General features: G+C 76.2%; 5 protein-coding genes. All 5 read right to left on the bottom strand.

What is annotated here, in order from left to right; translation table 11 throughout:
* Positions 1-18: 18 nt before the first annotated feature.
* Positions 19-1,647: a GMC oxidoreductase gene (locus tag ACZ5NJ_RS21520; protein WP_468766690.1), complete on the bottom strand. Its 1,629-nt coding sequence runs from the start codon at positions 1,645-1,647 to the stop codon at positions 19-21.
* A 212-nt stretch (positions 1,648-1,859) separates the two neighbouring features.
* Positions 1,860-2,072: a ferredoxin gene (locus ACZ5NJ_RS21515; protein WP_468766689.1), complete on the bottom strand. Its 213-nt coding sequence runs from the start codon at positions 2,070-2,072 to the stop codon at positions 1,860-1,862.
* Positions 2,069-3,247 (bottom strand): cytochrome P450, encoded by a 1,179-nt coding sequence (locus tag ACZ5NJ_RS21510; protein ID WP_468766688.1) that lies wholly within the window; start codon positions 3,245-3,247, stop codon positions 2,069-2,071. The genes ACZ5NJ_RS21515 and ACZ5NJ_RS21510 overlap by 4 nt, the downstream gene beginning before the upstream one ends.
* A 238-nt stretch (positions 3,248-3,485) precedes the next feature.
* Complete coding sequence (locus tag ACZ5NJ_RS21505) at positions 3,486-6,653, bottom strand: AAA family ATPase (RefSeq protein ID WP_468766687.1); 3,168 nt, start codon at positions 6,651-6,653, stop codon at positions 3,486-3,488.
* Positions 6,650-11,068, bottom strand: a complete 4,419-nt coding sequence (locus ACZ5NJ_RS21500; RefSeq protein ID WP_468766686.1) for a helix-turn-helix transcriptional regulator — start codon at positions 11,066-11,068, stop codon at positions 6,650-6,652. The genes ACZ5NJ_RS21505 and ACZ5NJ_RS21500 overlap by 4 nt, the downstream gene beginning before the upstream one ends.
* Positions 11,069-12,280 lie beyond the last annotated feature (1,212 nt).

Here is a 12,280-nt window from a genome sequence, read left to right as displayed (position 1 = left end):
TGCGTGCCGGCCCGCCCGCTACGGGGCGGTGACGTCCTGCCGGATCACGCGCTCGATGTTGCGTTCGGCCAGGGCGGTGATGGTGACGAACGGGTTCACGCCGATGGAGCCGGGGATGAGCGAACCGTCGGTCACGTAGAGGTTCTTGTAGCCCTTCACCCGGCCGTAGTCGTCGGTGGCCCGGCCGAGGACGCAGCCGCCGAGCGGGTGGTAGGTGAAGTCGTCGGAGAAGGCCTTCAGCTGCTTGCCGAAGAGGTCGTAGCGGTACATCGTCGTGTTCGCCCTGTTGATGCGGTCGAACAGCGACTTCGCGGCGTTGACGGCGGGGGTGTTCTGGTCGCGGGTCCAGCGCAGGGCCGCCCGGTCGGTCGCCGCGTCGTAGGCGAAGGTCCCCCGTTCGGGGTTCTTGGTGATGGCCAGGTAGAGGCTGACCCAGGTCTCCAGGCCGGCCGGCATGGGGGCGATCTCGGCGAAGACGGGGTTCTGGGGGTTGTCCCAGTCGTCGATGCCGAGGGCGGGGATGGAGGACTGGTTGGCGCCGGTGGGGTTCCACACGTGGTTGGCGCGGGCGGTCATGATGTTGCCGTTCGGACCCCAGCCGGCGCCGATCTCGGAGCTGAGGTCCGGGAGGGTGCCGGTCTCGCGGGCGCGCAGCAGCAGTTCGGTGGAGCCGAGGCTGCCGGCGCCGAGGAACAGGTGGCGGCAGGAGATCTCCTTGGTGGCCAGCAGCCGGCCGTCGGCGTCGCGCTGCTCGACGGTGAGGAGGTAGGTGCCGTCCTTCTGCTGCCGGATGGCCTTGGCCTGGTGCAGGGTCTCGATGGTGACCTTGCCGGTGCCCAGGGCGGCGGCCAGGTAGGTCTTGTCCAGGCTCTGCTTGCCGTGGTTGTTGCCGTAGATGACCTCGGCGGCCAGCGCGGACTTGGGGACCTCCCCGGCCGCCTCGCGCCGCATGTGGTCGAAGTCGTAGACGTTGGGGACGTGGACGGTGCCGAGGCCCGCCTTCTGGGCCTGGTCGCGGGAGACCCGGGCGAACTTGTACCACTCGGTGCTCTCGAACCAGCCGTTGTCGATGTGGTTGACGCGGAGCATGGAGTTGGCGCGCGGGAAGTAGCGGTCGTACATCTCGGCGGAGTCGACGCGGGGCAGCACCTCCTCGAAGTACGAGCGCTTCGGGGCCACCGCCATACCGCCGTTGACGAGGGAGCCGCCGCCGACGCCGCGGCCGACGTACACGGACATCTGGTCGAAGTTGACCCGGTCCAGGACACCGGCGTACGGGTCGATGTCGCGGTTGGCGAGGTCCAGCCAGAGGAAGCTGCCGAGGGGGGCCTCGGTGCGGTTCTTGAACCAGCTGGAGCGCTTGTCGGGCTTCAGCATGCCCGCGAAGACGTTGCCGTCGGGGCCCGGCTGGTTCCACAGCTGGCCCATTTCGAGCATGACGGTGCGCACTCCGGCCTCGCCCAGGCGCAGGGCGGAGACGGCCGCGCCGTAGCCGGTGCCGATGACGACGGCGGGGACGAACGCGGTGCCGTCGGCGCGGTCGGCGGCCAGGGCCCGGGGAGCGCCGATGGTGGTGCTGCCCGCGAGGGCCGCGGCGCCCAGGGCCGTCAGTCCGAGCAAGCGGCGGCGGGACAGGTGCTGTTCCACGGTGGGTACCTGACTTTCGGGAGGAAAGGGACGGACGGGGGTGTGCTCGCGCCCGGCGCACGCGGTGGACGCGGTGGGCGCGGGTGGCGCGGGAAGGCAGCGCCGGGCGGGGCGCCGGCGGGCGCGGGGCGCCCGCGGGACCCGGTCGGGACGTCGCGGTGGTCGGGACGTCGCGGGTCCCGCGGGGGGCGTAGGCGCCGTTCGGGGAGGTGTCAGCCGGCGGTGTGCAGGGTGATCGCCGAGCAGGGGCACTGGTCGGCGGCCTCGCGGACGGCGGCGTGCGCGGCGGCGGGCGGGACGGGGTCGAGGAGGACCACGAAGCCCTCGTCGCACTGGTCGAAGACCTCGGGGGCGAGCAGCGCGCACATGCCGGCTCCGCAGCACAGCCGCCGGTCGGCCCCGACCCGCAGCGGGCCGCCGGTCACCAGGCGACGGGCAGCGCGTACACGCCGTAGACCTGCATGTCGTGGCGGAGCCGGATCTCCTCGGGCGGGCAGGCCAGGCGCAGTTCGGGGAAGCGCTCCAGCAGGGCGGTGAAGCCGACCCGCAGTTCGATGCGGGCCAGCTGCTGGCCGAGGCACTGGTGGATGCCGTGCCCAAAGCCGAGGTGTCCTGCGGCGCGCCGGGTGACGTCGAAGGACTCGGGGTCGGGGAAGCGCTCGGGGTCCCGGTTGGCGGCGGCGAGGGAGACCATCACGACCTCCCCCTCCTTGATGAGGGTGCCCTCGATCTCGACGTCCTCCAGGGCGGCCCGGGTGGGGCCGTGGTGGACGATGCTCAGGTAGCGCAGGCTCTCCTCGACGGCGCCCTCGATCAGGGAGGGATCGGCGCGCAGCGCGGCCAGTTGGTCGGGGTGTTCCAGCAGGGCGAAGGTGCCCAGGGCGAGCTGGTTGGCGGTGGTCTCGTGGCCGGCGACCAGCAACAGGAAGGCGATCGAGGTGAGTTCCTCGTCGGTGAGGTCCGGGTCGGCGGTGATCAGTCCGCTGATGATGTCGTCGGCCGGTTCGGTGCGCTTGAGGCGGACCAGGCCGCTCAGGTAGGCGCCCAGTTCCAGGAAGGCGGCGGTGACGTCCTCGGTGGACTCGCCGAAGCTGCTCCACACGTGGGTGTGGTGCTGGAAGGTGGCGCGGTCGGCGTAGGGCACGCCGAGCAGTTCGCAGATGACGAGGGAGGGGATGGGCAGCGCGAAGTGCTCGAAGAGGTCGGCGGGGGAGCCGAGGCGCTCCATCTCGTCGAGCCGCTCGGCGGTGATCTGCTCGATCCACTCGGTGAGCAGCCGCATGCGGCGGACGGTGAACTGCCCGACGAGCAGCTTGCGGTAGCGCTGGTGCTCGGGGTCGTCGTGCTGGATGAACATGCCGGGGGGCGCCGCCGGGGCCTCGTCCAGGGTCGCGGTGCGCGGGACCGGCGGGTGCTTGAGCTCCCCGCGGGCGCTGAGCCGGGCGTCGGCGAGGACGGCCCGGGCGGCGGAATACCCCGTGACGAGCCATCCGAGGTGGCCGTCGGCGAATTCCATGCGCGTCAGCGGTTCGGTCCGGCGCAGCGACCGGGTGTCCGGGTGCGGGTTGAAGTATCCGTCCCGGACCGTGGAAAAGGTCACCGGTAAACCCTGGCTCATATATGCCCTTCCATGGCCGGACGTATTGCGGCCGAATCCCTCGGAAACGCGGTCGCAACACGGCGGGAACGCGTTCTTGACACGGCGCGTTCCGAATTCGAACTCCGCCGTCGGGGCGGTTCGATCACCGCCACCACGAAGGTATGGAGACGCGGTGAAAGGTGTCAACGAAATCAATCCCCCGCGCGCTAACCCTGTGGGCGGGGACCGGGGGGTACGGTTACGGGCGGTACCGGGGGGCTTCGGTTCGGTTCGGTACGGTCCCCCGGGGCCGCCCCCCGCCCGCTCCCCCGCCGGGCCCCTCTCCCGTTCCCCCTCCCGGTCCCCGGCCCGGCCCCCGCCCCTCCCTCGCCCCGGTTCCGGCTTCGGGGCACTCCGCGGACAGCAGGCGGGCCAGCGGGACGAGTTCGGCGCGGCCGTCGATGCGCAGTTTGCGGTAGGCCTGGGTGAGGTGCTTCTCGACCGCCCGGGCGCTGACCTCCAGCCGTTCGGCGATGGCCCGGTTGGAGGTACCGCGGGCGGCCAGACCGGCGACGCGGCGTTCGGTGCGGGTCAGGGCGGCGACCGCGTCGGCGCCCTGGGAGCCCGCGATGGTGTGCAGGGCCCGGCCGGCCCGGTCGGCGATCCAGGGCGCCCCGCAGGCCAGTCCCAGCTCCCGGGCCCGGGTCAGCCGGTGTTCGGCCTCGGCCTCCTGGCCGGCAATCAGCAGCCGCCTGCCGAGCAGCAGGCCGGTGCGGGCCTGTTCGAGGACGTGGGCGGTGCGTTCCAGGGTGGCCGCGGACTCGCGCAGCAGGGCGAGCCCGCGCTCTCCCCCGGTGATGGCGCCCCGGCCGCGCTGGGCGCGGCCGATGGCCACGGGGCTGCCCCAGGCGACGGCGCGCTCGTACTCCTCGTCCATGAGGTCGTGGGCGTGGCCGGGCCGGCCCATGCGGTAGTGGAGGGCGGAGACCCAGGACCGCCAGGGGGCGACGGCCGGGTTGTGCCAGTGGGCGCGTTCGGCCGTGCGGCCCCAGTCGAGGTAGCAGCCCAGGGCGGTCGGCAGGTCGTGGCGCAGGGCGGCGGCCGAGCCGCGGACGAGCAGCCGCAGGGACGGCAGGTGGCCGTGGGCGGGGTCCGGCGCCGAGCCGGACAGCAGCCGTTCCGACAGGGCGGTGTCCCGGGCCTCCAGGGCGGCGAGGACGACGGCCGCCAGGGTGCGCAGGGTGGCCCAGTCGGTGGCGCCCAGGTCGAGGGCCTCCGCGGCGTGGGCGCGGGCCCCCGCCAGGTCGCCGCGGGCGAGGGCGAGGTGGGCGAGCTCGACGGCGATCAGGGCGCGCGGGACGGTGGCGCGGTCGCGGCGGGCCCGGTCGTAGGCGGTGTGCAGCCAGGGGCCGAGGGTGGCGAGGGAGTCGGCGGCGACGAGCACGTCGGTGAGCAGGGGCAGGGCGGTGTGGACGTGGTCGGGGGTGGCCGGCTCGTGCTGGAGCAGCCGTTCGGCGAGGGGCACGGCCTCGGCGGCGGTGACCCGCTGGGCCAGGACGGCCCCGTGCAGCAGGACGGTGACCCGCTCGCGGTCGGCGGCGCTGTCCAGGCAGGGGACGGGGCCCAGGGCTCGCAACCGGTCCGCGGAGCCGGCCAGTTCGGCCGGGCCGGCCACGGCGGCGTGCCCGAGACGGGCCTCCAGGCGCAGGGCGCTGCGGCGGGCGGAGCCGGTGAGGGCGGCCGCGTCGCCCAGTTCGGCGGCTGTCCTGGCGACGGTGTCGAGGGTGGCGGGCGGGCAGTCGTCGAGGAGGAACGGCGGTATCCGGCCCGCCACCCGGGCGCGGCGGGCCGGGTCCGGGAGGAGGAGCAGGGCCTGGGTGAAGTGGCGCAGCGCCGCCCGTGGGCTGAAGTCCCTTTCGATCATCGCGAGTTCGACGAGGAGCTCGGCGCGGGCCGCTCCCTCGGGCGGGCTGAGGAGCAGGGCGCGGCGCAGGTAGCGGGCGGCGGCCTCGGGGTCGGTGCGGCGCAGGGCGGCGGTCGCGGCGGCCCGCAGGACCTCCTGCGCCCAGGGTTCCTCGCAGGAGGAGACGGCGAGCAGCTGCGCGGCGGCCCGCTCGGCGGGGTGGCCGCCCTGGTGCAGCAGCAGGGCGGCCCGCAGGCGCACGGCCTCCGCCTCGGCGGGGGCCATCACGTCCTCGACGGCGTCCGCGACGACGGGGTGCACGAACCGGGGCACGGGCCCCGGCGCCAACAGCCCGAGCCGCCCCAACGCCCGCACGGCCTCGACCCACCCGGTCCCGTCAAGCCCGGCAAGCCGCGCGGCGGGCCCCTCCGGACCGCAGCCGCCCTCACCGGTCCGTGCGGCGTTCCCGGCGTGGCCGGTGCTGCGGGGGTGGTCGGCAGCGGCGGCGTGGCCGGCGGTCTCGGCCGAGGCGACGCGGCCGGCGTGGTGGGCGTCCGTGGCGGTCCTGGTGGGGCTGGGGCTCGCGTCGTGGCCGGTGGTGCCGGGCGCGTCCTGCGGATCTCCGGCGGTGTCTGCCATCGCCCCGGTGTCCTCGCCCAGGACGGCGAGGGCCGCGGCGAAGCGCCATACCGGGGGACTCTGGCCGCGCAAGACCACCGCGAGGCGTTCGCGCAGGCCGTCGGGGCGGATCCCGCGGATGTCCCGCGCGTCGGGCAGCCGGCTGTGCTGAGCCTCCGGCCCGGCGGCGGCGAAGGTGTCGAGGATGGCCGTGAGCAGCAGGGGGTGGCCGCCGGTCGCCTCGTGGCAGGCGCGGGCGCAGTCCTCGTCCACGGGCCGGCCGAGCCGCGCTCCGGCGAGGTCCGCGGTGGCCTCCGGCGACAGCGGGCCCAGCCGCAGGACGGCGGCCGCGCGGCCGGTGAGGTGGTGCAGGCGGGGTTCGTCCTCGCCCGGGTCCCCTTCGCGGAGGGCGGCGACCAGGGTGACGCGCAGCCGCGACAGGCGTCCGGCCAGCCGCGCGAGCCAGCGCAGCGACGGGGCGTCGGCCCAGTGGAGGTCGTCCACCAGCAACAACAGCGGCTTGCGGGCGGCGTGTTCGGCGACGATGGACAGCAGCGCGGCATCCTGTCCGGTCCCGGCGGGAGGCCCGGCCGGGTCCATGGCAGGCTCCCCGGGCGGAGGTTCGGGCGGGCTGATGGGGGCCCCGTCGGCGGGCAGCAGCGGTGTCAGGAGCTGGCTGAGCACCCCGAAGCCGAAGGCCTGCTCGTGCGGGGCCCCGCTGGCGGTGAGGACGCGGACGCCCCGGCGTTCGGCGAGCTCCGGCAGGGCCCTCAGCAGGGCGGTCTTGCCCATGCCGATGCCCCCGGTCACCATCGTCAGCGACCCGCCTCCCGCCGCGCCGGCCGTGGCGTCCAACGCCGCTGTGATCAGGTCGAGTTCCTGCGTCCGGTGGAGCAGGGTGGTCATGTCGGTTCCTCCGTCGTCGCCGTTCGTTCGAGTGCCGCGGCCAGCTGCGGACGTCCGCGGATGCCGAGCTTGCGGTAGGCCTTGGTCAGGTGCTGCTCCACGGTGCGGGGGGTGACGGAAAGCTCCCCGGCGATGGCCCGGTTGGGCAGGCCCCCCGCGGCGAGCGCCACGACGCGGGCCTCGGCCGCGGTCAGGGCCACGGCCCGGCCGACGTCCGGCACGGCGGCTCCGGCCACGCCCGCGTACCCCGCCGGAGCGGGACGCCCCGCCCGAGCCGCGTGTTCCGCCGGGGCCGGATCCCCGGCCCCACCTCCGGGTGCGCCTGGAATCCCGTACCCCGCCGGACCGGAATACCCGGCGGACGCCGGATACCCCGCCCCGGCGGCGCGCCCCGCCGGGGCCGCCCCGGCCGAAGCCGGATACCCGGGCCCAGCCGCATGTCCGGGCCCAGCCACATGTCCGGCCGACGGCGGATACTCCGCCGCGGGCACGTGCCCCACCTCGGCCGCGTATCCAGCCGGAGCCGAATGCCAGCCTCCAGCCCCATGTCCGGCCTGCGCTGGATACTCCGCCGGAGCCGCGCGCCCCGCCACGGACTCATATCCGGCCGGAACCGGGCGTCCCGCGCGGGCCGCTGGTTCGCCCGCGGCCGCTTGCCCCGCCCCGACTGCGTGCCCGGCCGGAGCCGTGTACCCCGCCCCAGCGGCACGTCCGGCCGACGCCTGATACTCCGCGGCAGCCGCGCGCCCCGCCACAGGGTCATGTCCGACCGGAACCGGACGCCCGGCACGGGCAACTGGTCCGCCCGCAACCGGACGTCCCGCACCGGCCGCTGGGCCCGGAGCCCCGCATCCCGCCGGAGCTGCGTATCCGGCGGGAACCGCATGTCCCGCCCCGGCCGCGTCTCCGGCCGACGCCGAATACTCCGCCGCAGCCGCATGCCCCGCCGCCGGCTCGTCTCCGGCCGGAACCGGGCGTCCAGCGCGGATCGCGGGTCCGGCCGCAGGCGGATGGGTCGCCCGGAGTTCGTGCCCGGCCGGAGCCGTGTACTCCGCCGGAGCCACTTGGGCGGCCCGAGGCGCACGTCCCGTCCGGGCCGTAGGTACCCCACCTGTCGGCGGTCCGGCCGGAGCTTGGTACCCGGCCGGAGCTTCGTCACCCGCCCGGCGGGTTTGGCCCGCCGGAGGGGTGCATCCGGTCGGGGCCGGGCGTCCCGCGCCGGCTGTTGGTTCGGGCGCGGGCGGATGTTCCGCCCCTGCGGCGTGCCCGGCCGAAGCCTCGGGGCCCGACGGAGGTACATGGTCCGGTGCAGGTACAGGGCCGGATGGGGTCGGTCCGGTCGTTTCGGTCGCCGGTTCGGGCGGAGGCATGGGTCCCGTGTGAGTCGCCGGGGTGGTCGGGTTCGGATCGTGGTGGGGGGTGTCGGGGGACCGGCGGGTCCGGGGTCGGGTCGGGGCGGTGGGGCGTTTCGGGTTCGGCACTGGGTGCGCGGACGGGACCGGGGTGGCCGGGGGCCGTGCGGGGGCGCCGGCCGTGGCCCGGTCGTCGTGCAGGAGGGAGTCGACGGTGAGGGGGCCCGAGAAGGGGGCCGTGCCGAGGGCCACCAGCGCCTGCCGGTACTGCCAGCCGGCCGCACGCTCCTCGGTCCGCGCCGCCGCACCGGGCGGGGTGGCGCCGCCGGGTCCCGGGGCCAGTGCCGTGGCCAGCGCGACGGGCGAGCCCCACAGCAGGGCCCGTCGGCGTTCCTCCGCCAGCAGCCGCACCGCCAGGGGGTCGTCGGGGTCGCGGGTCCGCGCGGCGGCCGAACGCCAGGGCAGCAGGGCGGGGTTGGTCGCCTGCCGGGCCAGCAGTCGGCGGCCGCACTCCAGGAGGTCGGCGAGGGCCCGGTCCCGTTCACCGGCCGCGAGCCGGACCCGTCCGCGCGCGTAGAGGAGGTACGCCCAGGCCAGACCGCCCTCGGCGGCGGGCGGCAGCCGGGTGTCCAGGATCCGCGCGGCGGCGTCCGTGTCTCCCCGCCGCAGGTCCAGCAGGGCCCGCAGGGCGAGGGGGCCGGGCGCCATGAGGGGGTGCCAGCAGTGGCCCGGCATGACCTCCTCGCACCGGTCCAGGGCCTCCGAGGCGGCCGCGTCCCGCCCGCCCCACAGCTCCGCGAGGCAGGTGACGAGCAGGGCCGCGCCGGCGACCGGCCGGGCGTCGCGCTTCCCGGCGCACGCCAGGACCCCGTCGAGGGCGCCGCGGGCCTCCCGCGTGTCCCCGCTGAGGACGAGGGCGTGCGCCGCGGCCGCCCGGACGGCGGGCGGGACGTGCGCGCGCACCTCCGGTGCCAGGGCGGCCCGGGCGAGACCGCGGGCGCGCGTGATGTCCAGGCCCCGCTGCGCGGTCCGCCACGCGGCCACGGCGGCCTCGGCGGCCTGCTCCGGCCGGGCGGGCCAGGAGTCGGGCAGCGGCGGCCCGAAACCGTCCTCGGGGTCGGGGCGGCCGTGCTCGGCCATCCAGTGCAGGGCCCGCAGTCCGGAGTGCTCGGCGGTGCCCGGCTGCGCGTCGGCGACGGCCCGGGCGATGCGGGGGGCGGCGGCGAGCACGTCACCCCGGGCCACGAGGAGTTCCGCCGCGAGCAGTCGGGCCCGGAGGGCGGCGGGGTCGGCGGGTCCGGTCCCGAGTCCGGGCAGGGGTTCGGCTCCGGGTCCCGGCCCACATTCGGTTCCGGGTTCGGGTTCGGTTCCGCGCCCGGGTTCGGTTCCGCGCCCAGGTCCGGGTTCGGGTCCTCCGGTTCCGGGTCCGGGTTCGGGTCCGGGCCCAGGTTCGGTCCCGGGTCCGGTTCCCGGTCCGGGTTGGGTTCCGGGTCCGGTTCCCCGTCCGGGTCCGGGTCCGGGTTCGGTTCCGCCCGGCGGTGGGTCCAGGGCGCGGCAGAGGTGGCGGCTCGCCGCCTCGGGTCCGGTGGGGAGCGTGGCGGTGCCCAGCTCGGTCAGCAACCGGACCCGCAGGGCTTCCGGCACCGGCTCGCGCAGGGCCCGTTCCAGCAGCCGGGCGGCCTGGGCGTGGCGGCCGGCGGCCCGGTGTTCGGCGGCCCGGCGGCGCAGGGCCGCCACCGCCCAGGGGGCGCCGACCCGGCCGGCGCCGAGCAGCATCCGGGCCACGGCCCGGTCCGGCAGGGCCGCCCGGTGGGCCCAGGCGGCCGCCCGGGCGTGCAGTTCCTCCCGCTGCTCGGTGCCGAGTTCGGCCAGGACAGCCCGGGCGGCGGCTTCGCTGCGCAGGGCGGGGCTGGGGCCGTCGGCGAGCAGGCCGGTGCCAGCCAGCAGGGTCAGGGCCCGGGCGGTGCCCTGGGTACGGGGGCCGGTGGCCAGGGCGTCGATCAGCCCGGGGGTGCCGTCGGGCCCGGCGACCGCCATCGCCCGCAGGACGCCGAGGAGTTCGGGGGGCAGCAGGGGCAGCGTGCGTACGGTGCGCTCCCGGACGGCTTCCGCCGTGCTGTCCGCGAGGTGGCCGAGGTGGGCCGTCCGCGGGGTCCAGCCGTGGCGCAGGAAGCGGGCGACGACCGACCGCAGGAGGGCGGGGTTGCCGTCGAGGCACCGGGCGGCCTCCTGCTGGAAGGCGGCGTCGACGGGGCCGGGCCAGGTGCCGGCGAGGACCTGGTGGACGGCTTCGGGGGGCAGCGGGGGCAGGCCCAGCACGTGCCGGGCCACCGTGCGCCCGTCGGCCAGCGGGCAGGGCTCGATCCGGTCGTACGGCGACGGGCGGGTGGCGCTGTTGCGGGAGGTGAGCAGCATCAGCGGCACCCCGGCCAGCCGCCGGGCCAATGCCTGGAGCCAGCGCAGGGACGGGGGGTCGGCCCACTGGACGTCGTCGACGACGAGCAGGAGCGGGTGGCTGCGGGCGGCCGCCAGGAAGGCGGCGCACAGCACGTCGGGCCGGCCGGCCCCGCGGTCACCGGCCCGCGCGAGGTCGGGCGAGACGGCCCCACGGTCGCCAAGGCGGACGAAGTCAGGCGGGATAGCCCCACCACCACCGAGGCGGACGAAGTCAGACGGGACGACCCTACGGTCGCCAGGATCGGTGAAGTCGGGCGGGACGGCCCCACCACCGGGGCGGACGAAGTCGGGCGGGACAGCCCCACCACCACCGGGGCGAACGAAGTCGGGCGGGAGGCCGCCTGTGGCGGGGGCGGGCCCGGGGAGCAGCTGGGTGTGGAGCTGGGCGGTGATCCCGTGGGGCAGGCAGGTCTCCTCGGGTGAGGCGGCCGCCACGGCGACCCGTACCCCGGCGTCGGCGGCGAGGGCGGCGGCGTGATCGAGGAGCGTGCTGCGTCCGATGCCGGGCGGTCCGTGGACCTCGACGAGCGCGGGCCGGCCCCGCCGCAAGTCGGCCAGCAGGCCGCGCAGCAGCCGGTGCTCGGCGTCGCGCCCGACGGGCGCCACCGGGCAGGAACATCCAGGGGGCGGGCCCGGCGGGGCGACTGTCGTCCGTGGCATGGCTGTCCGTCCTCCTGGATGTCGTGTCGGTGGGGCTTCCCGCCGCCCCGTACAGCGGTCGGCGGATGGCCCGCAGGTGCGTACGAACGCTCCGCCCGTACGCCCGCCCGTACGGCGGACCGGGCGGTGGCCTGGGTACGAGCCCGGCCGAGGTTCCGGACCGAGGTCCGGCTCCGGCAAGGGTCCGGCTCCGGGCAGGGTCCGGCTCCGAGCAGGACCTCGGCTCCAGGCAGGACTGCGGCTCGGGTCCAAGCCAGGCCCAGCCCCCATCCCAAGCCCGGGACCGAACCAAGGCCCAGGCCGGGCCGAGACCCACGCCCAAGCCAGGCCAACCCCGCACCGAAGCCCGGGGCCGAACCAAGGCCCGCGTCGGGCCGAGGCCCGGGTCCGGACCGGAGTGCGGGTCCGCACAGAAGCCGGGACCGGCCTGAGCCAAGGCCGGGTCGGCACAAGCCCTGAGCCGTGGCCTGGGCCGAACCGAGGCCCAGCTCCCCAGCCAGGCCCAAGTCGGGCCGAGGCCCGGGCCAGGCCACACCCAGGCCAGGCAGGGGCCCTGGGACCGACGTCCGAGTCCAAGCCAAGGCGCAAATCCGACCGAAGCCCGGCCCAAAACCAAGGCCCGGGACCACACCACAGCCCGGGTCCGAACCGAGTCCCAGGCCTGACCGACGTCCGAGTCCCAGCCAAGGCCCAGATCCGACCGAAGTCCGGCCCCAAGCCAAGGCCCGGGACCACACCACAGCCCGGCTCAGAACCGAGGCCCAAGGCCGAACCAAGGCGCGGGCGGGACCGACGTCCCAGCCCAAGCCAAAGCCCAGGTCCGACCGAAGCCCGGGCCCCAACCAAGACCCGGGACCACACCAAGCCCGGCTCCGAACCGAGGCCCAGGCCTGACCAGCGTCCGAGTCCCAGCCAAGGCCCAGATCCGACCGAAGTCCGGCCCCAAGCCAAGACCCGGGACCACACCACAGCCCGACTCCAAACCGAGGCCCAGGGCCAAACCGAGGCAGGGGCCGGGCCGACGTCCCACCCCAAGCCAAAGCCCAGATCCGGCCGAAACCCGACTCCAAGCCAAAGCCCAGGACCAAACCGGCCCGGCTGCAAACCGGCACCCAACGCCGAACCGGTGCACGGGCCGGACCGACGTCCGAGCCCAAG

Source organism: Streptomyces sp. NPDC032091 (genome assembly GCF_055580265.1).
This window is presented reverse-complemented; position numbering and strand designations above follow the sequence as displayed.